Consider the following 22,691-nt stretch of genomic DNA (forward strand, 5'->3'; position numbering starts at 1 on the left):
TTCGGGAGCCGACGGGCGTCTCCCTGGCGTCAGTCGTAACGGTGGGTTGGCCGCCGAAGCTGAACTGGGGTAGGGGATTGGGGCCGGCGGACCTACGTGAATGCCGTGTCGACGCGGACGGTGCTGTTCTGACTGAACACACGTAGGCCGATACAGGTAGGCAGGGCTAACCGGTGCTCGGGCGCCAATCCTGCGGTGGATCCTCGCCGACCAGGCCGTCGACCGCCTCCCGCAGCAGATCGGCATGCCCGGTATGCCTGCCGTACTCCTCGATCAGATCGCACACGCTGCGGCGCAGGCTCGCCCGGCGACCGTCGGACCAGACGATGTTCACCGGTTGGTCAAGGCCGCCGTCGGCCAGCGCCGCCGCGAGCCTGGTCCTCGACCGCGCGACGGTGTCGTCCCACAGCGCGTACAGCCGGGCGGGGGAGTCTTGGGCGGCGGAGGTGAAATCCCAGTCCGGGTCGGCATCCCAGTCGGCTTCGTCCTGATAAACGCTGTCCCAGGGCTCGCCCATGGCGGAATCGTCCAGACCGGGGCCGAATCGCTGCGCCTCGGCACGTGCCAGGTGTTTGAGCAATCCGCCGAGAGTGAGTGTGGAGGCCCCGATCCGGGTGGCCAGCCCCGCGGCGTCCAGGCCGTCGGCCTTCCACCGGAACGTGGACCGCAGCCGGTCCAGAGCGCCCAGCAGATGTTGTTCCTCGGAGCCGGACAGGGGTGGCTCCCATGGCGGGTCGACGGACATGAGCCTCAGACTAACCACCGGGGTAGGGGAGTGGAGCACGAAAAAGGCCCGCGCAGCCAAGACTGCGCGGGCCTCTGTCGGTCGATCTCTAGTGGTGCCCGTTGGAGCCGTTTCCGTTGGAGCCATGGCCGTTCGAGCCATTGGTGCCCTGGCTCTTGCTGAGCACCGCCAGCGCCTTGTGCTCGGCGGCGTGAGCCGCCTCGGTCAGCGCCTCGTGCTCTTCGATCGGATCGGCCTTGAGGAAGCTACCGGTACCCGGCGAACCGGCGGACCCGAGCTTGTTCATCCGCTTCGGCAGCGCGGCACCCTGGTATTCCAGCGGAATCGGGTGTCCATGCTCGTCGACCGGGCCGAGCGGCTGGTGCAGCTCGATGTAGGCGCCGTGCGGCAGACGGGTGATGATGCCCGTCTCGATACCGTGCTCAAGCACCGCACGGTCACTGCGCTGCAGGCTGATCGCCCACCGGTAGGTGATGTAGTAGACGATCATCGGCAGCACGACCATGCCGATACGGCCGATCCACGTGGTCGCGTTCAGCGAGATGTGGAACTTCAGCGCGATGATGTCGTTCATGCACATGAAGGTCAGCAGGATGTAGAACGAGATCGCCGCGGCGCCCACTGCGGTCCGTGTCGGAGCGTCACGCGGACGCTGCAACAGATTGTGGTGCGCATCGTCGCCGGTGAGCTTCTTCTCGATGAAGGGGTAGGCCATCAGCAGCACGAAGACCAGGCCCATGCCCATGGCGACCCACACCGACTGCGGGATGGTGTAGTTGCCGATGTAGAACTCCCACGCCGGCCAGGTACGGGCCAGACCGTCGGTCCACATCATGTAGAAGTCCGGCTGGCTACCCGCCGAGATCTGCGAGGGCTTGTACGGGCCGAGCACCCAGATCGGGTTGATCTGCAGCAGACCGCCCATCAGGCCCAGCAGACCGGTGATCATGGCGAAGAAGGCGCCCGACTTGACCGCGAACACCGGCATGACGCGCACGCCGACGACATTCTTCTCGGTACGGCCGGGGCCGGGGAACTGGGTGTGCTTCTGGAACCACACCAGCGCCATGTGCACGCCGATGAGCGCGAGCATGATGCCCGGGATCAGCAGGATGTGCAGTGCGTACAGGCGCGGGATGATGATCTCGCCGGGGAAGTCGCCGCCGAAGAGCGCCCAGTGCAGCCAGGTTCCGATGACCGGCATACCGAGGGTGATCGAGGAGAACGCGGCGCGCAGGCCGGTGCCGGAGAGCAGGTCGTCGGGCAGCGAGTAGCCGAAGTAACCCTCGAACATCGCCAGGATCAGCAGCAGCGAGCCGATGACCCAGTTGGCCTCGCGTGGCCTACGGAAGGCACCGGTGAAGAAGATGCGCGCCAGGTGCACCATGATCGACGCCGCGAACAGCAGGGCCGCCCAGTGGTGGACCTGTCGCACGAACAGGCCGCCGCGGACCTCGAAGCTGATCTCCAGGGCCGATTCGTAGGCCCGTGACATCTGGATACCGCGCAGCGGCTGGTAGACGCCGTCATAGGTGACGTGTGCCATCGACGGATCGAAGAACAGCGTCAACCACACACCGGTGATCAACAGGATGATGAAGCTGTACAGCGCGATCTCACCCAGCAGGAACGACCAGTGGGTGGGGAAGACCTTGTTCAGGACTCCGCGCCGCACCGCCTCCGAGGGGTGATAGCGGGAATCGATCGCATCACCTTGTGCGGCTGCGATATCAGCGAGCTTGGGACTCATGATTTCCGCTCCCAGAATGCCGGTCCGACGGGTTCGATGAAGTCGCCGTTGGCGACCAGATAGCCGTCCTTGTCGATGGTAATGGGCAGCTGCGCCAAGGCTCGGGCAGCGGGGCCGAAGATCGGGCGCGCGAAGTGCAGCGCGTCGAACTGCGACTGGTGGCACGGGCACAGGATCCGGTAGGTCTGCTGCTCGTACAGCGATGACGGGCAGCCCAGGTGCGAGCAGACCTTCGTGTAGGCGAACAGCTCACCGAAGTTGAAGCTCTCCTGGCCCTGACGCTTGACCACGCGCGGCATGTCCTGGGGCTTGATGCGGATGAGCATCACCGGGTTGCGCACGCCCATGGCGATCTCGAACAGGTGGTGCGACGACTCGACGGTGGTGCCGTCGCCGTCGGACTCACGCCACGGGAACACGGTCTCCATGCCGCCGGCGTCGATGTCCTCGGGACGCATCTTGACGAACGCCGACTCGCCGGGCAGACCGGTCGCGCGGGCCACGTAGATCGTCTCGCCCTCGTAGCGCGGGGTCCAGCCGGAGGTCCACAGCACGGCCTTCTTGCCCTCGGCGGTCGGCACGACCGGCTTCCACGGGTTCTTGATCAGGCCGCCCATGAAGGCCACCAGGGTGCCCAGGCCGAAGGCGCCCAGGCCGATACCGGCCGACAGGCCGATCAGCTTGCGACGCTTGATCGTCGAACCCTCGAGCGCATCGGTCAGGTTCGCGACGATGGTCTTGCGGTGGATTTCCGCCGACGCGCCGTCATGGCGGTCCTGGATGGTGATCTCTTCGGGGATGAACTTCTTCTGGAAGAGCACCGCGCCGACACCGATGGCCAGGATCGACAGACCGAAGGTCAGGCCGTAGAGCGGGGTGGCCAGCGTGTAGAGGCGTTCGCCCTCGCCACCGTAGGGGACGTACTCCCACGGCCAGAAGAGGAAGACCAGCAGCAGGGCCAGCCCGGAGAAACCGCCGAGCAACAACCAGTAGGCGACGGTGCGCGAGGCGCGCTTCTCGGCCTTGGTTCCCTCGACCGGCCAGCGCGGCTCCTTGTAGACGATCTCGACACCGTCGAGTTTGCCGCCCAGTTCGAGCAGCTCCTCGCGGGACATCTTCGCCAGTTCCTCGTCACTGGGCTGACCGGGGACCGGCCCGCCCGAGGTGTCGCTACCCTTGATGTTCGCGCTCATGCACGAGCTCCGATCCACATCGTGATGCCGACTGCGGCCACGATCCCGATGATCCAGATGGCCATGCCTTCAGTGGTGGGGCCGAAGCCGCCGAGACCGTAGCCGCCGGGATCCGGGGTGTTGGCCGCCTCGACCACATAGGTGACGATGTCGGCCTTTTCCTCGGGGGTGAGCTGACGATCCGAGAACTTCGGCATGTTCTGGGGTCCGGTGAGCATCGCGGTGTACACCTGCGCGGGGACCTTCGCGGCCTCACCGAGGTCCGGGGCGTACTTACCGGAGGACAGGGCTCCGCCCTTGCCGGTGAAGTTGTGGCAGGAGGCGCAGTTCAACCGGAACAGGTCGCCGCCGCGGGCGACGTCGCCGGCCAGCAGGGACTCATCGGCGATCTGGCCGTTGGCCTCCCGCGGGACGATCGGCCCGCCACCGTTGGCCTGGACGTAGGCGCCCAGTGCGTCGATCTGATGCTCGTCGAAGACCGGATCCTTGCGCGGGGCCTGCGCCTCGCCGCGCATCGCGGGCATCCGGCCGGTGGAGACCTGGAAGTACACGGCCGCCTCACCGGTGCCGATCAGGCTGGGACCGCGGTCGGTGACACCCTGCAGGTTCGCGCCGTGGCAGCTGATGCACGAGGTGTCGAACAGCTGCTTACCGGTGCGCAGCAGCGCCGACTGCGATTCGTCGGCCACCGCCACCTGAGGTGTCGGCGTCAGCGTTGCGGCGACTACACCGGCTGCCGACAACCCGAGCAGCAGCAGCAGCGCTGCCGACACACGGCGTCGAAACCGACGGCGGGACTTGGTGGACGACATCGATCCCCTTCTCATCTTTGAGGTCAACGGACGCATCGGCGAGCCGGTCACCGTACGAAGTAGATGACTGCGAACAGCGCGATCCACACGATGTCGACGAAGTGCCAGTAGTACGACACGACGATCGCGGCGGTGGCCTGTGCGGGAGTGAACTTGCTCATCCGGGTACGGATCAGCAGGAAGATGAAGGCGACCAGACCGCCGATCACGTGCAGGCCGTGGAAGCCGGTGGCCAGATAGAACACCGACCCGTACGCACTGCCCGGGATCGTGGTGCCGTGCTCGACGAGGTGGATGTATTCGTAGCCCTGGCCGAGTACGAAGAACGTGCCCATCAGGAGCGTGATCACGTACCAGCGGCGCAGCCCGAAGACGTCACCCCGCTCGGCGGCGAAGACACCCATCTGGCAGGTGAAGGAGGAGGCGACCAGCACCGCGGTGACCGGTACGGCCAACCACAGGTTCAGCTCGGTCGGCTCGGGCGGCCATACACCCTGTGCCTGAGCCCGCGCGGTGAAGTACATCGCGAACAGACCAGCGAAGAACATCAGCTCACTGGAAAGCCACACGATGGTGCCGACACTGACCATATTCGGCCTGTTCAGCGAATGTACGCGGGAGGTAATCGCGGTCCCCGAGGTCCCAACAGCGCTCGTCACAGGTGCAAGTATGACGCTTTGTAGTTGACGAACACCAGCCGGGTTCAGAATTGGGCAGAAACCCGAGGCGGTGCACCACTGGTGACGGCCGGATAACGGTGCGCGCACGGGCGATAACATCACGGCGTGTCATCCGCTGAGAACGTCTCCGAGAACATCACCTGGCCCCTGATCCTGGGTCGGCTCACCACGCATCAGGATCTGTTGCGCGGCCAGTCGGCATGGGCCATGGACCAGATCATGACCGGCTCGGCGACCCCGGCGCAGATCTCCGGGTTCGCGGTGGCGATGCGGATGAAGCGACCGACGTCGGCGGAAGTGACCGAACTGGCCGACACCATGCTCAAGCATGCCCGCCGAATCCCGGCCGCACTGATCGGTGACCGGGCGGCCGAGGCCGTGGACATCGTCGGCACCGGCGGCGACGGCGCCAACACCGTGAACCTGTCGACCATGGCCTCCATCGTCACCGCGGCGTCCGGTATCCCGGTGGTCAAACACGGCAACCGCGCCGCCTCGTCGCTGTCCGGTGGCGCCGACACCCTCGAGGCGCTGGGCGTGCGCATCGACCTGGGACCCGACGAGGTGGCCCGCAGCGTCGCCGAGGTCGGTATCGCCTTCGCCTTCGCGCCGCAGTTCCATCCGTCCTACCGGCATGCCTCGGTGGTGCGCCGCGAGATCGGCGTGCCCACGGTCTTCAACCTGCTCGGTCCGCTGACCAACCCGGCCGCGCCGCGCGCCGGGCTGTTCGGTTGCGCCTGGGGCGATCTGGCCGAGGTGATGGCCGGGGTCTTCGCCGCCCGCGGTGCCAGCGCGCTGGTGGTGCACGGCGATGACGGTCTCGACGAACTCACCACGACGACCACCAGCACCATCTGGCGGGTGCAGGCAGGCACGGTGGACCGGCTGACGCTGGACCCCGCCGCGTTCGGTTTCCGGCGGGCCGATCTCAGCGAGCTCGTCGGCGGCGATGCCGAGGCCAACGCGGCCTCGGTGCGTGCGGTGCTGGGCGGGGCCCAGGGCCCGGTGCGCGATGCGGTGATCCTCAACGCCGCCGGCGCGATGGTGGCCCACGCCGGACTGACCAGTGATGCGCAATGGACACCGTCCTGGGAGTCCGCGCTGGCCCGGGCCGCCGAGTCGATCGACTCGGGCGCAGCGGAGCGGCTGCTGGCCAACTGGGTGCGCTTCACCCAGAAGGCCGCAAGCTAGCGCGGTCCGCCCGGCGCGGCGGATGCACGCCGTAGCGGTCGTCGAGCAGATCGGTCTCGGGTCTGCTGGCCAGCTGCGCGGTGCGCGCACGGGCCGCCCAGCCGGCCCAGTGCATCACCGATCCGATCGGTGACGCGTAGCCGGGCTCGGCGGTCACGATGCGCACCCCGGGAGTGGTCAGCCACCGGGCGATCAGCCCCGTCTCCTCGACCAACGCACCGCCCAGCGGCGCGTCCTCGCCCAGGATCGTCTGTGCCGCAGCGGTGATGGCGTCCACCACCGGCATCGGCGGAACACCCCGGCGGGCGCACCCGGCCGAGGCGAGCTGCCCGTGCCGGATGACCGCGAGGTGCCAGCCGCCCTGGCCGTCCGGCTGGGCCGCCACGATCTGATCGACGTCGGCCAGGGCGCGCAACTGTTGGCCACGGGCGATCTTCTCGACCGCGGTCGCGGTGTGATCGCGTAAGCGGGCCGCGGTCTCATAGCGGTGTTGGCCGGCCAATTCCTCGATCTGTCCGACGACGTGGGCGATGACGCTGTGGTCGGCGCCGTCGATCAGATCGGCCGCCCGGCGCGCGGCCGAGGCGTACCCGGCCAAATCCGCACCGGGCGGGGCAGGGCAGGGGGAGAGCTCGCGTTCGGCGCAGCGGTGCTGTGCGCTGCGGGACAGCCGGGCGGTGCAGGTGCGCAGACCGGCGCCGCGGGCCAGCACCTCGGCGGTGTCGACGGCGTCGGCTCGCGCCGTGAACGGCCCCAGCGCGCGCGGGCTGCGCGGGCGGCGGACCACCGACAACCGGGGGAACGCCTCCTCGGTCAGGGTGATCCACCACCACTTGCGCGGGAATTTCGACCGCCGGTTGTAGGGCGGCGCGTGGGCCGCCAGCAGCCGCAGCTCGCGCACCCCGGCCTCCAACTGGTGCGCGCACTCCACATGGTCGACGCGGGTGGCCAGCGCGACCATCTCCTTCATCCGGGTGCGCGGATCGGCTCCGGTGAAGTACTGGCCGACCCGGCGGCGCAGGTTGACCGCCGTGCCCACGTAGAGCACCTCGTCGGCCGGCCCGCGGAACAGGTAGACCCCCGGACTGCTCGGAACGTCTTGGGCCAGATGGCGTTTGCGACGTTGTGGCGCACTCTTGTCGGGTAGGTAGCCGCGCAGTTCGGAGTAGGTGTGCACGCCCTGGTTGCCGACCCGTTCGATCAGGCCGTGCAGGACGTCGACGGTGGCGCGGGCGTCATCGAGGGCCCGGTGGGTCGGCGTGGTCGAGGCGCCGAACAGCCGGGCCAGCGCGGAGAGCTTGACCGAGGGCGCCTCGTCGCGGGTCAGCACCCGGCGGGCGAGTTTGACCGTGCACAGCACCTGTGGCTGCGGCCAGGGCAGTCCCTGTCGTTGCGCGGCGGCCCGCAGGAACCCGATGTCGAAACCGGCGTTGTGGGCGACCAGGACCGCGCCGCGGGAGAACTCCAGGAAGGCCGGGAGCACCGTGTGGATCTTCGGCGCGTCGCGCACCATCGCCGTGGTGATTCCGGTCAGCTCGACGATCTGCGGCGGGATGACGCAATCGGGGTCGACCAGGGTGGCCAGCTCCCCGAGTACCGCGCCGCCGCGAATCTTGACCGCACCGATCTCGGTGATGGCGTCGTGCTCACGGCTGCCGCCGGTGGTCTCCAGATCGACCACCACGAAGGTCGTGTCGGCCAGTGCGATACCGGCTTCCGGATCGGCAAGCGGGTCGGCCCAAACGTCGGCCGGACCGTCGAGGTCGGCGAAGCTCAGCTGCGGCACATCGGCGACGGTAGCCGTGGGCGGTGACATCCCCAGCCGCGTGCGCGGGCTGGACCGGCGGGGCGTGTCGGTGCCCGCCGTTACGGTGCGGGGGAATCGCCGGACGACCCGGCGCAGGGAAGGACGGACGGCCATGACACACCCGATGGGTGAGGATTTCGAGGAGTTCAGCGGTGCGGCACAGGTACCCGGGCACGGCTCGGTGACCATCGACTGCGATGACTGCGCCGTGCGCGGTCCGGGCTGCCAGGACTGCGTGGTCAGCGTGTTGCTCGGAGTTCCGGCAACTTTGCTGGATGACGAGCGTCAGGCGCTGGAGGTGTTGGCCGATGTCGGTTTGGCGCCGCGGCTGCGGCTGGTTCCGATCCGTCGGCAAGGGCCTCCGGATGGTAGAACTGGTGTGGCGTGATGACACGTGATCAACCACGGGAAGCAAAAATTTAATCCCGGACGCCTGTCGAATTCACGCCCTCCGTTGGACAAGCCCGATGCCGTTTCGTAACCTGTTCGAGACCTAACAGTAGTTCGTCGCGGCTGACTCGCAGTTGTAAGGACGCAATACCTTGAGGCCTGATTTGTCGGACCGGCGTAAGCGTGGCGTTAAGCGAGCCCTCATCGGTGCGTTGGCGGGCCTGACCATCCTGGGTGGATCGCTGGCCACCGGCGTCAACGCCGACCCGGCCGAGGATGCGCTGGCAAAGCTCAATGAGCTGTCCCATCAGGCCGAGATCGCCACCGAGAACATGCACGCCGCCCAGCTCGATCTCGACGAGAAGCTGGCTGCGCAGGCCGCCGCCGAGGACAAGCACAACGCCGACCTCGCCGCCGCCGACGCGGCGAAGGCCGACCTGGCAAAGTTCCAGACCTCGGTCAACAACATCGCCGCCGCGCAGTACATGGGTGGTCGCACCGACGGGCTGGACGCCATGCTGACGGCGAGCTCGCCGCAGGTGCTCATCGACCAGCTTGCCGTGCAGCGGGTGATGGCCACCGAGATGTCGGCCCAGATGCACAACTTCAAGCAGACCAGCGCCTTGGCCGCGCAGGCCGAATCCGCCTCGGCGCGCTCGGCCGCCGATGCCAAGACCGCCGCAGAGCAGGCCGCCGCAGTGCGCGCTGATCTGCAATCCAAGCAAAGCAAGCTGCAGGTCGAGATCGCCATCGTCAAGTCGCAGTACGAGCGGCTGACCCCGGCCCAGCGCGAGACGCTTGCCGCGATCCCGCCGGTGCCCGAGGGCGTCGTCCCGCCCCCGCCCGCACCGTTGCCCGCAGACGATCCCGGTGTGCTGGCAGCACCGCCCGCGGGTATCCCGCCCGGTGATATCGCCCCGCCGGCCGCCGCGCCGGGATCCGGCGGAGGCTCGGCCGCCGTGCAGGCCGCGTTGACGCGCCTCGGTTCGCCGTACTCGTGGGGAGCTGAGGGCCCCGGGGCCTTCGACTGCTCCGGTCTGGTGAAGTGGGCCTTCGGGCAGGCCGGTATCTCGCTGCCGCATTCCAGCTACGCCCTGGCCGCCGGTGGCCAACCGGTCTCGACCGACCAGATGCAGCCCGGTGATGTCGTGTCCTACTACTCCGATGCCTCGCATGTCGGGATCTACATCGGCAACGGCATGATGGTGCATGCCTCGACCTTCGGTCAGCCCGTGGTGGTGGCCCCGGTCAACAACGCACCCATCCACAACGTGCGCCGGTACTGATCCGCTGAAGGTCGCCCTGAGCGGCAGCGACGTGGCCATAGCCGCCATAGCCGCCATTGTCGGCATAGCCGCCGCGGTACTGCTCACCGGTTGCCAGACCACCTCGACGACGGCCGTGTCCGGTTCCGATGCGACGATGGCGACCACCGCGACGCCCGCCACGAACACGCCGGCAGGCACGGCCGTCACCACCACCGTCGCCCTGCCCGGTGGCCGCACCGGCGCTCTGCGCGGGCTCGGCGGTGCGCGCAGTCAGCCCTTGATCGACCGGATCGCCGCCGAGCTTCCCGGCGCGGTGGATGCCGTCTCCGCATTCTGGGGGACGGACTGGCCTGGCCAGATCGTGGTCGTGGTGACCGAATCCGACGAGCAGTTCCGGGTGCTCGCCCACGGCAGTGCCGATATCGCGGCCGCCACCACCGCCGACGGCATGGTGTTTGCTCCAGGCGCCGCCGACATGGGCGCGACCGCCCTGGGCATCGTGGTCCGCCACGAACTGTTCCACTACGCGGCCCGCGCGCAGACCGTGGCCGACGCTCCGCTCTGGCTGACCGAGGGGGTGGCCGACTACGTCGGGCGCCCGGCTCAACCGCCCCCGCCGGACGGCGCGCGACTGGCGCAGCTGCCGACGGACGCCGACCTGCAGACCGCCGGCCCGGCGCGTTCGGACGCCTATGACCGGGCCTGGTGGTTCAGCCGGTTCGTCGCCGAGCGGTACGGTGCCCCGGCGCTCAAAGCGCTCTACCTGCGGGCCTGCGGGGCCGGGCATCCCGACCCCGCCACCGCCGTGCGGGAGACCCTGGGAACCGATCTGGACGAGGTGGTGGCGCAATGGCGTGCCTGGATGACCCGATAGCGTGGGCCGGATGACCCGGGTCCTGTTGCTGACCAACGACTTTCCGCCGCGCCGCGGCGGGATCCAGTCCTACCTGGAGGCGTTCGTTGGCGAACTGCTGCACGCGGGCACCCATGACCTCACGGTGTATGCGCCGACATGGAAGGACTGCGACGAGTACGACCGGCGGGCGGCAGACGCCGGGTATCGCGTGGTGCGTCACCGCAGCACCCTGATGCTGCCCGAGCCGACGGTCGCCAACCGGATGCGCGACCTGATCGACGAACACGCCATCGACACGGTGTGGTTCGGTGCGGCGGCCCCGCTGGCACTGCTGGGACCGCTGGCCCGCCGGGCCGGCGCCGGGCGCATCGTGGCCAGCACACATGGCCACGAGGTGGGGTGGTCGATGCTCCCGGTGGCGCGTTCGGCGCTGCGCCGCATCGGGGAAGACGCCGACGTGATCACCTACGTCAGCGACTACACCCGTGGCCGGTTCGCCGCCGCGTTCGGTCGCGGTGCGTGTCTGGAGCGGTTGTCCCCAGGGGTGGACATCGACCGGTTCACCCCCGACAGCGTCGCCCGCGCCGAGCTTCGGGTGCGCTACGGATTGGGCGATCGACCGGTGGTGCTGTGCCTGTCGCGGCTGGTACCGCGCAAGGGCCAGGACATGCTGATCCGCGCGTTCGACCGGATCCGCCGCCGGGTGCCGGGTGCGGCGCTGGTGATCGTCGGCGGCGGGCCGTACCGGGCGGACCTGGAGAAGCTGGCGCACCGCACCGGCGTCGCCGAGGACGTCGTGTTCACCGGCGGTGTGCCCGCCGGCGAGCTGGCGGCCCATCACGCGATGGCCGATGTGTTCGCCATGCCGTGCCGCACCCGCGGGGCCGGGCTGGATGTCGAGGGTCTCGGCATCGTCTTCCTGGAGGCGTCGGCCAGCGGGGTGCCGGTGGTGGCGGGGCGGTCCGGCGGCGCACCCGAGACGGTGCGCGACGGGGAGACCGGCTGGGTGGTCGACGGCACCGATGTGGACGCCATCGCCACCGCGGTCGGCGACCTGCTGGCCGACCCGCGGACCGCGGCCCGGATGGGCGCGGCCGGGCGCGACTGGGTGGTGGCCAACTGGCAGTGGCGCACCCAGGGCGCCCGGCTCACTCGCTTCCTGGGCTGAACTACTGGCTGTAGATCGCCGCGATCTGCGCGGCGAACTTCTCGACGACCACCTTGCGCTTGACCTTCAGCGTGGGCGTCAGCTCACCGGTGTCCTCGGTGAAATCGACCGGAAGGATGCGGAAGGTCCGGATCGCCTCCGCCTTGGAGACCACCTGGTTGGCATCCTTGACGGCCGACTCCACCTCGGCGACCAGGTCCGGGTCCTCGACAAGGTCGGCGACGGTGACCGACCCGCCCTTGCCGTTGCGCTCCTTCCACCCCTCGAAGGCCTCGGGATCGATGGTGATCAGCGCGGCGATGAACGGTTGGGCATCGCCGACCGCCATGGCCTGGCTGATCAGCGGATGGGCCCGCAGCCGGTCCTCCAACACCGCGGGTGCCACGTTCTTGCCACCCGCGGTGACGATGATCTCCTTCTTGCGGCCGATGATCGTCAGGAACCCGTTGGCGTCGATGGCGCCCAGGTCGCCGGTGTGGAACCAGCCATCGGTGAAGGCGTCCGCGGTGGCCTGTTCGTTGTTCCAGTAACCGCTGAAGACGACCCCGCCCTTCAGCAGCAGCTCGTCATCGTCGGCCAGGCGCATGCTGTTGCCGGGCAACAGCTTTCCGACCGACCCGACCAACATGTCGCCCACCTGGTTGGCGGTGACGGCGGCGCTGCTCTCGGTGAGGCCGTATCCCTCGTAGATGGTCAATCCGACGCCGCGGTAGAAATGCCCGAGCCGGGCGCCAAGCGGTGCCCCGCCGGAGATGGCGGCATGGCAGTCGCCGCCGAGCGCGGCGCGCAGCTTGCCGTAGACCAGCTTGTCGAACACCGCGTGCTTGAGTCGCAACAGCAACCCGGGACCGCCGCTGCTGTCCTGGGCCTTGCTGAATTCGATGGCGGTGTCGGCGGCGATCTCGAAGATGCGGCCCTTGCCGTCGTTGCGCGCGTTCTGCTCGGCGGTGTTGTAGACCTTCTCGAACACCCGCGGGACCGACACCACCAGCGTCGGTTTGAACACCCCGAACATCGGCACCAGATTCTTGATATCGCTGGTGAAGCCGAGGGTCACCTTGTTGGCGAACGCGGCGATGGTGATGGCGCGGGCCAATACGTGCGCCAGCGGCAGGAACACCAACAGCCGTTCGCCCTTGCGCAGCAGCGTGGGAAAGGCGGCCTTGGCGCCGCGGATCTCGTAGAGCAGATTGGAATGCGTCAGCTGGCAACCCTTGGGCAGACCGGTGGTGCCCGAGGTGTAGATCAGGGTGGCGGGATCGCTGGACTTGATGGCGGCGACGCGGGCGTCCAGTAGACCGGGGTCGACATCCTTGCCCACCTCGGCGAGGACCTGCAGGGCAGGGGCAGCCGGATTGTCGATGCGCAGCACCGCGCGCACCCCGGGCAGTTCGTCGGCCTGGTGTTCCACGCGCTCGGCGTGCGCCGCCGTCTCGGCGATCACCAGCACCGCGCCCGAATCCTTGAGCACGTGCTTGATCTGTTCGGGTGAGGAGGTCTCATAGATCGGGACGGTGACCGCGCCAACGGACAGGATCGCGAAATCGATGATCGCCCACTCGTACCGGGTGGCGGACAGGATGGCCACCCGATCACCCGGGGCGACATCGTTGGCGAGCAGTCCCAGCGCTACCGACCGGATCTGCTGCGCGGCCTGGGCACAGGTGACGTCGGTCCAGACACCGTCGACCTGTCGTTGCAGGATGACGTGGTCGGGATCGTCGCGTTCATGGGTGTACACCGAGCTGACGACGCTGTCGTATTCGGCGATCTCGAACGAAGCCGGAACGGAGAACTCACGCACGATTCTGGGCACCTCGGGTCCTGGGAGGGGTGGTTACTAGCCGGTAAGCCTAGTCGCCTGTGTCACACCTGCGGCAGGGCGTATGTGAAGCTAGGTGGCCATGAACAGCGTGCAGATCGCCGATGAGACCTTTGTGTGTGCCGATCCCGCCGAGGTCGGCCGCGCCGTCGCCGACGTGTCCAGTTGGCGGCGGTGGTGGCCGGATCTGGCGCTCACCGTGGTCGAGGATCGCGGGCCCGCAGGTCAACGCTGGACGGTGGCGGGCGCACTGACCGGCACCATGGAGGTCTGGCTGGAGCCCATGATGGACGGCGTTCTGCTGCACTATTTCCTGCACGCCGAGCCGACCGGGGTCAGCGGCCATGAGCTGGCCGGGATGAATCTCGCTGCGCTCAACCATGCTCGCCGGGTGGCGGGAAAGAAGATGTCCTTCGAGGTCAAGGCTCGGCTGGAGGCCAACCGGCCGGTGGGAGTGTCGCGGCTGGCCTGAGGAGTGAGCCGCCCCTGTGTGGGTGAGGGTAGATTTCTGGTCGTGGCGGAGAAGACGGCGCAGACCATCCATATCGCGGCCGATCCCTCGACGGTGATGGACGTCATCGCAGATATCGGCTCCTACCCGGAGTGGGTTGCCGAGTACAAGGAAGCCGAGGTGCTCGAGCGCGACGACGCCGGCAACCCCAAGACGGCCCGGCTGGTGCTCGACGCCGCGGTGCTCAAGGACACCATGGTGCTCACCTATCAGTGGCCCGCCGATCGCACATCCGTCACCTGGACGCTGGTGTCGAGCTCGTTGTTGCGCGCGCTGGAAGGCGCATACCGACTGTCTCCCAAGGATTCTGGTACCGATGTGACCTATGAGTTGTCCGTCGACCTGATGATCCCGATGATCGGTCTGCTCAAGCGCAAGGCCGAGCGGCGCCTCACCGACACCGCGCTCAAGGACCTCAAGAAGCGAGTAGAGGTGGCAGTGAGCTGAGTGCAGATGGCACAGCCGAGCCCGCCCGGATCTGCCTTTTCGTCGGCAAGGGAGGGGTAGGCAAGTCGACGTTGGCCACGGCCACCGCGGTGCGTGCTGCCCGAAGCGGGGCGCGGGTGCTGATCGTGTCCACCGATCAGGCGCACTCCACCGGAGATGTGCTGGGTGTTGCCGTCGAACCGACCGGCTCGCGCACACCCACGCGCGTCCTGACCGATCTGGACGCCGGGCCCGCCGATGTGGGCGGCTCTCTCGACGCGCTGGCGTTGGACACCCTGTCGCTGCTGGAGACGCGGTGGCGGGAGATCGTCGGCGTGCTGGCCGGCAGATTCCCACATTCCGATCTGGGAAGCCTTGCCCCGGAAGAGCTTTCGGCTCTGCCGGGGATTCAGGAGGTGCTCGGCCTGCACGAGGTCGCCGAATTGGCCGACTCCGGGCAGTGGGACGAGGTGGTGGTCGACTGCGCCTCCACCGCCGATGCGTTGCGCATGCTGACCCTGCCCGCGACGTTCAATCTCTATCTGGAGCGCAGCTGGCCCCGGCACCGCAGGCTGTCGCTCTCGCCGGCGGACCTGGGCTCGGCGGCGACGCTGATGCTGGTGGAGCGGATCGCCGAGGGGACCGAGCGCCTGTCCACACTGCTCGCCGACAATGCCCGCGTCGGCGCACACCTGGTGCTGACCGCCGAGCGGGTGGTCGCCGCCGAGGCGGCCCGAACGCTCGGCTCGCTGGCGTTGATGGGGGTGAAGGTCACCGAACTGCTGGTGAATCAAGTTCTGCTGCAGGATGATTCCTACGAGTATCGGAATCTGCCCGCGCACCCGGCCTTCGACTGGTACACCGAGCGGATCGCCGAGCAACGTGGTGTGCTCGACGACCTGGAACGCTCGATCGGCGATGTCGCACTGGTGCTGGTCCCGCATCTGGCCGGTGAGCCGATCGGGCCCAAGGCACTCGGCGAGCTGCTCGACGCGGCGCGTCGCCGCGATGGCTCGGCACCGCCGGGACCGCTGCGGCCGGTGGTCGACCGCGAGTCGGGGTCCGGCCTGGAGGCCGTCTATCGAATGCGGTTAGAGTTGCCGCAGGTCGATCCCGGCGCGCTGCGGCTGGGCCGGGTCGATGATGACCTTGTGATCGGCTCCGGGGGTATGCGGCGTCGGGTGCGACTGGCTTCCGTGTTGCGGCGCTGCGTCGTGATCGATGCGAATCTGCGGGCCGGCGTGCTGACCGTGCGTTTTCGACCCAATCCGGAGGTGTGGCCGACGTGAGCCCCACCCATTCGGATATCCCGCCCGAACTGCGCCAGCTGGCCCAGGTGATCCTGGACAAGCTCGATCCCGCAGTGCGGATCATGGCCGCCAGGGCCGCCGCCGAGGGCGCCGGCGCGGGTGCCTGTCAGCAGGTGTGGTGTCCGGTGTGCGCGTTGGCGGCGCTGATCAACGGCGAGCAGCATCCGCTGCTGTCGGTGATCGCCGATCACAGCGTGGCCCTGCTGACGGTGATCCGCGCGATGGTCGCCGAAACCGGGCCGACCACCGATGTGCCCCCACCGCCGCCCGAGCCGGGGGACCGGCCGAGCGGGCGTTACGAGCAGATCCCGGTGACGCTCGACGACTGACGGGTGGCGCTGCGACTGTGGTGTGGTCGCACTCACTTCGGCTGGGTAGAGTTGGTCCGATCCGGCCCCGTCCTGGTGGGGCGCCGCTGCAGGAGGGCTCATGTGGTTCTGGTTGTACAAGTACATCTTGATGGGCCCGTTGCTGTCCTTTTTGGGACGTCCCAAAGTGCAAGGGCTGGAGTACGTTCCGGACTCCGGCGCGGTGATCCTGGCCAGTAACCACCTGGCCGTCGCAGACAGCTTCTATCTGCCGCTGGTGGTCAAGCGACGCATCACCTTCCTGGCGAAGGCCGAGTACTTCACCGGCACCGGGCTCAAGGGCAAGCTGACCAAATTCTTCTACTCCTCGACCGGCCAAGTACCCATCGACCGCACCGATGCCGACTCCGCGCAGGCCGCGCTGACGACCGCACAGCGAATCCTCGGTGAAGGCAAGCTGCTGGGCATGTATCCCGAGGGCACCCGCTCTCCGGACGGCCGGCTCTACAAGGGCAAGACCGGACTGGCCCGGGTCGCGCTCGAAAGCGGCATCCCCGTCATCCCGGTGGCCATGGTCGGCACCGATGTCGTCAACCCGCCCGGATCCAAGATGTGGCATTTCGGCCGCGTCGAGATCCGGTTCGGCAAGCCGATGGATTTCAGCCGATTCGAGGGATTGGCCGGTAATCGCTTCATCGAGCGGGCCGTCATCGACGAGGTGATGTACGAGCTCATGCGTCTCGGCGGTCAGGAGTACGTCGACCTCTACGCCGCGGATGTCAAGGAGCAGGCCGAGTCTGTCGACGTGCAGACCAAACCCGCGGTGACCGCGAAGGCCGGATAGCCGATCGTCAGCTCGCCGCGGCGATCTCGGTGTCGGCGGGTGCGGCGGACGTCTCGTCGCGCCGGGACAGCCGCGGGGCCACCGCGCCGACCACCACGATCACCGCCAGCGCCCACCACAGGTAGGACCCGCCGACGACCCGCAGCCAGGGCGAGACCGATGTCTCGTTGTGTGCCGGCATCAGCGTGATCGGGGTCCACACCGTCAGCGCGATGCCGATCGCCGCGACCACGAGCAGTGCGACGGTGCGGGTGCGATAGCCGACGACGGCGGTCACCAGCACCGTGGGCAACACCCAGACCCAGTGGTGCGACCAGGACACCGGCGAGACCGCCAGCCCGAACATCGCCACGCAGATGAGTCCCAGCACCGCGGCATCTCCGTGCGCGTCGGCCCGCACCGCGCGGTGGGTCGCCCAGACCGTCAGGCCCAGCACCACGAAGCACAGCCCGACCCACAGCAGGAAACGGGTGTCCTCGCCGACGCCGAACCGGGCCAGCATCCCGGAGATGTTCTGGTTGGTGTTCAGCGTCGCCGAGCCGATCCGGTCGGTATCGCCCAGCGTCTGGAACCAGTACACCCAGGAATCTCGCCAGGCCAGCGCGAATCCCAGCAGCGTCGCCCCCACCGCGGAGGCCGTCGTCACCAGCACCGCCCGCATATCGCGGCGTAACAGGAAGTACAGCAGGAAGACCGCCGGGGTGAGCTTCACCGCGATGGCGATCCCCAGCAGCAGCCCACGCGGCCACGGTGTGCGCCGCGGTACGCAATCGGCGATCACCAGCGTCATGAGCACCACGTTGATCTGACCGAATTCCAGATTTGCCCGCAACGGTTCGGCGAACACCACCGCGGGCGCCACCAGCGCACCGGCCAGCCAGGCCCGGCGATGCCAGCTGTCACCCACCCGCAGCCGGGTCAGCACGATCGTCGTGGAGACCACCAGCAACACCATGGTGGTCGCGGTGATGGCGGCGCTGGCCGCAGGCAGTGACAACCACGCGAACGGCGCGAAGGCGACAGCCGACAGCGGTGGGTAGGTGAACGGCAGGTCGATCCCGGCCTGGGTCTGGAATTCGGTGCTGTCGGCATAGAGCGGCACGCCGTCCAGCCAGGCCCGCCCGCCGAGGCGATAGACATCGATATCGATGCGGTAGCTGGATTCGCCGAGCAGGCGCCAGCCCACCCAGCCCAGCGCGGCCAGCGTCACCAGCTGGAACAGCCGCCACGCCCACACGCTGCCGAGGGCCCGAACGACCCCGGTCCGCCCGAGCACACTGCCCCCATCGGGCGACCGCTGAATCCTCATGTCGCCGTCAAGCCTATCGGTGCGCGGCGACGCGCTGGACGTGACAGGTCCGCCGATACCCCGCGAATTCGCTGGACCGGCGTAAATTCGAACGCCGTGTCCCCGAATCTGCAGCTGGACTTCGTCCCGGCTGACCGTCTTCCGCTGCTCTGCTGCCTGATCGCCTTCATCCTGACGTTCGTCGTGACCCGTCTGGTGGTGCGATACATCAGGAGTCATCCGAGCACCGACGGGCCGCGCAAATGGTGGCAACCGCGCAATCTTTCGGTCGGCGGGGGTGTGCATCTGCATCACGTGGTGATCGGCATCATCCTGGTGATGGTCTCCGGAGTGGCGATGGTGACCCTTGCCGTCAACGGGGGAGTGGTGGAGTTCACCGTCGCGGCAGTCTTTTTCGGTATCGGCGCGGCGCTGGTGCTCGACGAGTTCGCACTGATCCTGCACCTGCAGGACGTGTACTGGTCCGAGGACGGCCGGACCTCGGTGGACGCGGTGTTCGTGGCCATCGCGGTGGCCGGGCTGCTGGTGCTCGGGTTCAGCCCGCTGTCCTTCTTCGATATCGACATCTGGGAGTCCGACGACTCCATCGAGGCGCGAATCGCGGTGATCGTGTCCGCGGTGCTCACCCTGGCGCTGGCGGTGGTGGTGCTGCTCAAGGGCAAGGTGTGGACCGGTCTGGTCGGCATGTTCATCACCCCGCTGCTGTTCGTCGGGGCGATCCGGCTGTCGCGACCGCACGCGCCGTGGGCCCGGTGGCGCTACACGAGCAGGCCGCGCAAGATGCACAAGGCGCTGGAACGGGAGCGGCGCCTGCGCAGGCCCGTGGTGCAGGCCAAATTGTGGGTCCAGCACGTGGTGGCCGGGGAGCCGCATTTCCCCGACGACACGCTGGTCAACGAAGAATTGGACCGCGAGATCCACGCCGCTCCGGCGCCCAGCCAGGGAGCGGCCTGAGATGCGCTATTTCTACGACACCGAGTTCATCGACGACGGCCGCACCATCGAGTTGATCTCGATCGGGGTGGCCGCCGAGGACGGTCGCGAGTATTACGCCATATCAACCGAATTCGACCCCGATCGGGCCGGCAGCTGGGTGCGCAAGAACGTGCTGCCCAAGTTGCCGTCACCGTCGTCGAAGCTGTGGCGCTCGCGCCGCCAGATCCGTAGTGAGCTGGAGGACTTCTTCGATATCGATGGTGACGAACCCATCGAGCTGTGGGCATGGGTGGGGGCCTACGACCATGTGGTGCTGTGCCAGCTGTGGGGTCCGATGACCGACCTGCCGCCGGCGATCCCGCGATTCACCAGGGAGCTGCGCCAGTTCTGGGAGGAGCGGGGCTCACCGCGTATGCCACCGCGACCGCGCGATGCCCACGATGCGCTGGTCGATGCGCGGCACAACTTGCGGCGCTACGAGCTGATGACCGACGACGGGGCCTGGGCGGCACGCTCGGGCGGCTGATCACGCCCGCCGGTGGGGGCCGCCTGAGCTGCAGGTATGGCCGGTCCGAACGGATTTCGGTCACCGCTACCATGGAGCGGTGAACTGGACCGTCGACGTGCCCATCGATCAGCTGCCGGACCTCCCACCGCTGCCAGGGGACCTGCGGCAACGGCTCGACGCCGCGCTGGCCAAGCCGGCACTGCAGCAGCCGAGCTGGGATGCCGGTCAGGCCAAGGCCATGCGCACCGTGCTGGAGAGCGTGCCGCCGATCACGGTGCCCACCGAGGTCGAGAAGCTCAAGACCCAGCTGGCCGCGGTCGCCCGCGGTGAGGCCTTCCTGCTGCAGGGCGGGGACTGCGCCGAGACCTTCGTCGACAACACCGAACCGCATATCCGGGCCAACATCCGCACGCTGCTGCAGATGGCCGTGGTGCTGACCTACGGCGCCAGCATGCCGGTGGTCAAGGTGGCCCGCATCGCCGGACAGTACGCCAAACCGCGTTCCTCGGATACCGATGCGCTGGGGCTGAAGTCCTACCGCGGCGACATGATCAACGGATTCGCCCCCGACGACGCGGTGCGCCAGCACGATGCCTCCCGGCTGGTGCGCGCCTACGCCAACGCCAGCGCCGCGATGAATCTGGTGCGCGCGCTGACCTCCTCGGGGATGGCCTCGCTGCAGGCCGTGCACGACTGGAATCGCGAGTTCGTCCGTACCTCTCCGGCGGGTGCCCGCTACGAGGCGCTGGCCGGGGAGATCGACCGCGGTCTGCGGTTCATGAGCGCCTGCGGTGTCAACGACCGCAACCTGGACACCGCCGAGATCTACGCCAGCCATGAGGCGTTGGTGCTGGATTACGAACGGGCCATGCTGCGGATGGATACCGCCGACCCGGCCGAGCCGGTGGCCGAACCGTCGGCACCCAAGCTCTACGACCTGTCCGCGCACTACCTGTGGATCGGGGAGCGCACCCGGCAGATCGACGGTGCGCACGTCGCGCTGGCCGAGGTGATCGCCAACCCCATCGGCATCAAGATCGGACCGACGACCTCCCCGGAGCTGGCCGTCGAATACGTCGAACGCCTCGATCCGCGCAACGAGGCGGGCCGGCTGACCCTGATCAGCCGGATGGGCAACCAGAAGGTCCGCGATGTGTTGCCCGCCATCATCGAGAAGGTCCAGGCCGCCGGTCATCAGGTGATCTGGCAGTGCGATCCGATGCACGGCAACACCCATGAATCCTCCACCGGATACAAGACCCGCCATTTCGATCGCATCGTCGACGAGGTCCAGGGTTTCTTCGAGGTGCACCGCGCGCTCGGCACCCACCCCGGCGGCATCCACGTCGAGATCACCGGCGAGAACGTCACCGAATGTCTCGGTGGCGCGCAGGACATCTCCGACCATGATCTGGCGGGCCGGTACGAGACGGCGTGCGATCCGCGGCTGAACACCCAGCAGAGCCTGGAGCTGGCTTTCCTGGTCGCGGAGATGTTGCGCGGCTAGGGATTCAGATCAGGTTGGCGAGGTTGTTGCCCAGCGTCCAGGCGCCGGCGGCGAGCAGCCCGGCCAGTGTCAGGACGACCAGGAACCAGGCCAGCAGCACACGTTTGGCGCGCTGCCGGGCCCAGTGGAACTCCGCCAGTTCGACACCGGCGAATTGTCCTGTCACCGGCCGGTATTCGGCTTCGTCTTGATAATCGGCGTCCTGGTAATCGTCGTCCTGATGGTCGTCGTCCCGGAGTTCGGCGGGGTGGTGGGCGTTGGTCGGGTCCTCGGATCCGATGGCGGGCAGCTGGCGGGTCGGCCGGTAGGGCGCCGGTGGTCGGGCAGCGGCGCGGTCCCCGTGGCCGCCGAGGCGCTGTGCCGCGGTGGCGGCCCGGTGCTGGGCCGACTGGCGCGGCGCCGGAACCCGGAACGGCGGCAGACCCAGTTCGTCGACCACATCGGTCAGTGCCTCACCCAGTTCACCGGCGTCGGCGAAACGGGCGTGCGGGTCGCGCGCAGTCGCCCGCGCGACCAGCGCATCGAACTGGACGGGCACCCCGGCGATCGCCGCACTCGGCGGCGGCACGTCGTTGTCCATTCGCTGGTAGGCCACCGACAGCGCGGTGTCCCCGGTGAACGGGGCTCGGCCCGTGAGCAATTCGTAGGCGAGCACGCCGACGGCATACACGTCACTGCTCGGCGCGCTGTCGCCGGTGGCGACCTGTTCGGGGGACAGGTACGCCGCGGTGCCCAGGATGACGCTGGTGGAGGTGATACCCGCTTCGGCCACCGCCCGGACCAGGCCGAAGTCGGCGATCTTGACCTCGCCGTCATCGGAGATCAGCACGTTCTCGGGCTTGACGTCCCGGTGCACCAGCCCGGCCGCATGGGCCACCGCCAGTCCTCGACAGATCGGGGCGAGCACGGCGGCCGCGGCGTGCGGTGGCATCGGCCCGCGCTCACGCAACAACTCACGCAGCGTGCCACCGTCGACCAGTTCCATCACCAGATACGGCGCGAGCCCGTCGGGTCCGCCGCCGCCCTGGTCGTAGACGGCGACCAGCCCGTCGCCCTTGAGCCGTGCCACGGTCCGGGCCTCACGCTGGAACCGGACCAGGAACGCCTCGTCACGGGAGTACCGGGAATCCATCACCTTCACGGCGACGGGACGGTCCAACCGGGTATCCACACCGCGGTACACGGTCGACATCCCGCCGGCGGCGATGCTGGTCTCGATCAGATAGCGACCCTCCAGCAGGCTTCCGACGAGCGGGTCGGTGCGCTGGTAGGTGTCCACCGCAGACATGGTACGGATCAGGTTTGCATCGACCTTCCACCTCCGAGCTGGGCCCGGGCCCCTAGACTCTG

The 22,691-nt window shown here is 68.2% G+C and carries 22 protein-coding genes; 13 read left to right on the forward strand and 9 right to left on the reverse strand.

The window, feature by feature from the left end; translation table 11 throughout:
- Nucleotides 1-166: 166 nt before the first annotated feature.
- The 5 genes from G154_RS03210 to G154_RS03230 form a co-directional block, all read right to left on the reverse strand.
- A complete protein-coding gene (locus tag G154_RS03210; RefSeq protein WP_019513624.1) occupies nucleotides 167-745 on the reverse strand; it encodes a DUF664 domain-containing protein in 579 nt (192 codons plus the stop codon).
- A gap of 88 nt (nucleotides 746-833) precedes the next feature.
- Nucleotides 834-2,510, reverse strand: coding sequence for a ubiquinol-cytochrome c reductase cytochrome b subunit (locus G154_RS03215; protein ID WP_192817324.1), 1,677 nt, complete (start codon nucleotides 2,508-2,510; stop codon nucleotides 834-836).
- Complete coding sequence (locus G154_RS03220) at nucleotides 2,492-3,688, reverse strand: ubiquinol-cytochrome c reductase iron-sulfur subunit (protein ID WP_019513626.1); 1,197 nt, start codon at nucleotides 3,686-3,688, stop codon at nucleotides 2,492-2,494. The genes G154_RS03215 and G154_RS03220 overlap by 19 nt, the downstream gene beginning before the upstream one ends.
- The gene (locus tag G154_RS03225) at nucleotides 3,685-4,515 is read right to left on the reverse strand and encodes a c-type cytochrome (protein WP_031601586.1); all 831 of its coding nucleotides are present in this window, start codon (nucleotides 4,513-4,515) and stop codon (nucleotides 3,685-3,687) included. Before G154_RS03225 ends, G154_RS03220 begins: the two co-directional genes overlap by 4 nt.
- 32 nt (nucleotides 4,516-4,547) lie before the next feature.
- Nucleotides 4,548-5,159 (reverse strand): heme-copper oxidase subunit III, encoded by a 612-nt coding sequence (locus tag G154_RS03230; protein WP_081649914.1) that lies wholly within the window; start codon nucleotides 5,157-5,159, stop codon nucleotides 4,548-4,550.
- Between the two features lie 126 nt (nucleotides 5,160-5,285).
- On the opposite strand from G154_RS03230, the gene trpD reads away from it, so the two are divergent.
- On the forward strand, nucleotides 5,286-6,371 hold the full coding sequence (gene trpD, locus G154_RS25815; protein WP_019513629.1) for an anthranilate phosphoribosyltransferase: 1,086 nt from the start codon (nucleotides 5,286-5,288) through the stop codon (nucleotides 6,369-6,371).
- Here trpD and G154_RS03235 read toward each other — a convergent pair.
- The gene (locus G154_RS03235) at nucleotides 6,349-8,292 is read right to left on the reverse strand and encodes a DEDD exonuclease domain-containing protein (protein ID WP_234713146.1); all 1,944 of its coding nucleotides are present in this window, start codon (nucleotides 8,290-8,292) and stop codon (nucleotides 6,349-6,351) included. The two genes, trpD and G154_RS03235, sit on opposite strands and share 23 nt — an antisense overlap.
- A gap of 10 nt (nucleotides 8,293-8,302) precedes the next feature.
- Between G154_RS03235 and G154_RS03240 the strand changes: the two genes are divergently transcribed.
- From G154_RS03240 to G154_RS03255, 4 genes are all read left to right on the forward strand, one after another.
- A complete protein-coding gene (locus tag G154_RS03240) occupies nucleotides 8,303-8,566 on the forward strand; it encodes a hypothetical protein (RefSeq protein WP_045546621.1) in 264 nt (87 codons plus the stop codon).
- A 154-nt stretch (nucleotides 8,567-8,720) separates the two neighbouring features.
- Complete coding sequence (gene ripC, locus G154_RS03245; protein ID WP_023985978.1) at nucleotides 8,721-9,854, forward strand: peptidoglycan hydrolase RipC; 1,134 nt, start codon at nucleotides 8,721-8,723, stop codon at nucleotides 9,852-9,854.
- Between the two features lie 31 nt (nucleotides 9,855-9,885).
- Nucleotides 9,886-10,710 carry a hypothetical protein gene (locus G154_RS03250; protein ID WP_019510976.1) on the forward strand — a complete coding sequence of 275 codons (825 nt, stop codon included), beginning with the start codon at nucleotides 9,886-9,888 and terminating at the stop codon, nucleotides 10,708-10,710.
- Nucleotides 10,711-10,720: 10 nt separating this feature from the next.
- Nucleotides 10,721-11,860 (forward strand): glycosyltransferase family 4 protein, encoded by a 1,140-nt coding sequence (locus G154_RS03255; protein WP_019510975.1) that lies wholly within the window; start codon nucleotides 10,721-10,723, stop codon nucleotides 11,858-11,860.
- A 1-nt stretch (nucleotide 11,861) separates the two neighbouring features.
- Here the strand turns inward: G154_RS03255 and G154_RS03260 are convergent, their stop codons facing one another.
- A complete protein-coding gene (locus G154_RS03260; RefSeq protein WP_023985977.1) occupies nucleotides 11,862-13,664 on the reverse strand; it encodes a long-chain fatty acid--CoA ligase in 1,803 nt (600 codons plus the stop codon).
- 100 nt (nucleotides 13,665-13,764) lie between these two features.
- Between G154_RS03260 and G154_RS03265 the strand changes: the two genes are divergently transcribed.
- The 5 genes from G154_RS03265 to G154_RS03285 all read left to right on the forward strand — a co-directional run bounded on the left by G154_RS03265 (nucleotide 13,765) and on the right by G154_RS03285 (nucleotide 17,081).
- Nucleotides 13,765-14,154 carry an SRPBCC family protein gene (locus tag G154_RS03265; protein WP_019510973.1) on the forward strand — a complete coding sequence of 130 codons (390 nt, stop codon included), beginning with the start codon at nucleotides 13,765-13,767 and terminating at the stop codon, nucleotides 14,152-14,154.
- Between the two features lie 42 nt (nucleotides 14,155-14,196).
- Complete coding sequence (locus tag G154_RS03270) at nucleotides 14,197-14,640, forward strand: SRPBCC family protein (RefSeq protein ID WP_019510972.1); 444 nt, start codon at nucleotides 14,197-14,199, stop codon at nucleotides 14,638-14,640.
- Entirely contained in the window at nucleotides 14,637-15,908 is a 1,272-nt protein-coding gene (locus G154_RS03275; protein WP_023985976.1) for an ArsA family ATPase, read from the forward strand. The genes G154_RS03270 and G154_RS03275 overlap by 4 nt, the downstream gene beginning before the upstream one ends.
- A complete protein-coding gene (locus tag G154_RS03280; RefSeq protein WP_023985975.1) occupies nucleotides 15,905-16,258 on the forward strand; it encodes a hypothetical protein in 354 nt (117 codons plus the stop codon). Before G154_RS03275 ends, G154_RS03280 begins: the two co-directional genes overlap by 4 nt.
- Before the next feature lie 100 nt (nucleotides 16,259-16,358).
- Entirely contained in the window at nucleotides 16,359-17,081 is a 723-nt protein-coding gene (locus G154_RS03285; protein WP_019510969.1) for a 1-acyl-sn-glycerol-3-phosphate acyltransferase, read from the forward strand.
- A 7-nt stretch (nucleotides 17,082-17,088) separates the two neighbouring features.
- Here the strand turns inward: G154_RS03285 and G154_RS03290 are convergent, their stop codons facing one another.
- Nucleotides 17,089-18,390: a glycosyltransferase 87 family protein gene (locus tag G154_RS03290; protein ID WP_019510968.1), complete on the reverse strand. Its 1,302-nt coding sequence runs from the start codon at nucleotides 18,388-18,390 to the stop codon at nucleotides 17,089-17,091.
- Nucleotides 18,391-18,486: 96 nt separating this feature from the next.
- Between G154_RS03290 and G154_RS03295 the strand changes: the two genes are divergently transcribed.
- The 3 genes from G154_RS03295 (at nucleotide 18,487) to G154_RS03305 (ending at nucleotide 21,341) form a co-directional block, all read left to right on the forward strand.
- Nucleotides 18,487-19,344 (forward strand): hypothetical protein, encoded by an 858-nt coding sequence (locus G154_RS03295; RefSeq protein ID WP_019510967.1) that lies wholly within the window; start codon nucleotides 18,487-18,489, stop codon nucleotides 19,342-19,344.
- A 1-nt stretch (nucleotide 19,345) separates the two neighbouring features.
- Nucleotides 19,346-19,852 (forward strand): polyadenylate-specific 3'-exoribonuclease AS, encoded by a 507-nt coding sequence (locus G154_RS03300; RefSeq protein ID WP_019510966.1) that lies wholly within the window; start codon nucleotides 19,346-19,348, stop codon nucleotides 19,850-19,852.
- Between the two features lie 79 nt (nucleotides 19,853-19,931).
- Entirely contained in the window at nucleotides 19,932-21,341 is a 1,410-nt protein-coding gene (locus G154_RS03305; RefSeq protein WP_019510965.1) for a class II 3-deoxy-7-phosphoheptulonate synthase, read from the forward strand.
- Nucleotides 21,342-21,345: 4 nt separating this feature from the next.
- Here G154_RS03305 and G154_RS03310 read toward each other — a convergent pair whose 3' ends face one another.
- Nucleotides 21,346-22,629, reverse strand: coding sequence for a protein kinase (locus G154_RS03310; RefSeq protein ID WP_031601582.1), 1,284 nt, complete (start codon nucleotides 22,627-22,629; stop codon nucleotides 21,346-21,348).
- Nucleotides 22,630-22,691: the final 62 nt, after the last annotated feature.

It is taken from the genome of Mycobacterium sp. VKM Ac-1816D (assembly GCF_000416385.1).
Taxonomy (GTDB): Bacteria; Actinomycetota; Actinomycetes; order Mycobacteriales; family Mycobacteriaceae; genus Mycobacterium; species Mycobacterium neoaurum_A.

Excerpts from the sequence above, each read along its gene's own strand:
- G154_RS03220 (WP_019513626.1), bottom strand. The coding sequence starts at position 3,688 with ATGAGCGCGAACATCAAGGGTAGCGACACCTCGGGCGGGCCGGTCCCC.
- G154_RS03255 (WP_019510975.1), top strand. The coding sequence starts at position 10,721 with ATGACCCGGGTCCTGTTGCTGACCAACGACTTTCCGCCGCGCCGCGGC.
- G154_RS03210 (WP_019513624.1), bottom strand. The coding sequence starts at position 745 with ATGTCCGTCGACCCGCCATGGGAGCCACCCCTGTCCGGCTCCGAGGAA.
- G154_RS03310 (WP_031601582.1), bottom strand. The coding sequence starts at position 22,629 with ATGTCTGCGGTGGACACCTACCAGCGCACCGACCCGCTCGTCGGAAGC.
- G154_RS03285 (WP_019510969.1), top strand. The coding sequence starts at position 16,359 with ATGTGGTTCTGGTTGTACAAGTACATCTTGATGGGCCCGTTGCTGTCC.
- G154_RS03235 (WP_234713146.1), bottom strand. The coding sequence starts at position 8,292 with ATGGCCGTCCGTCCTTCCCTGCGCCGGGTCGTCCGGCGATTCCCCCGC.
- G154_RS03300 (WP_019510966.1), top strand. The coding sequence starts at position 19,346 with ATGCGCTATTTCTACGACACCGAGTTCATCGACGACGGCCGCACCATC.
- G154_RS03290 (WP_019510968.1), bottom strand. The coding sequence starts at position 18,390 with ATGAGGATTCAGCGGTCGCCCGATGGGGGCAGTGTGCTCGGGCGGACC.
- G154_RS03240 (WP_045546621.1), top strand. The coding sequence starts at position 8,303 with ATGGGTGAGGATTTCGAGGAGTTCAGCGGTGCGGCACAGGTACCCGGG.
- G154_RS03225 (WP_031601586.1), bottom strand. The coding sequence starts at position 4,515 with ATGAGAAGGGGATCGATGTCGTCCACCAAGTCCCGCCGTCGGTTTCGA.
- G154_RS03265 (WP_019510973.1), top strand. The coding sequence starts at position 13,765 with ATGAACAGCGTGCAGATCGCCGATGAGACCTTTGTGTGTGCCGATCCC.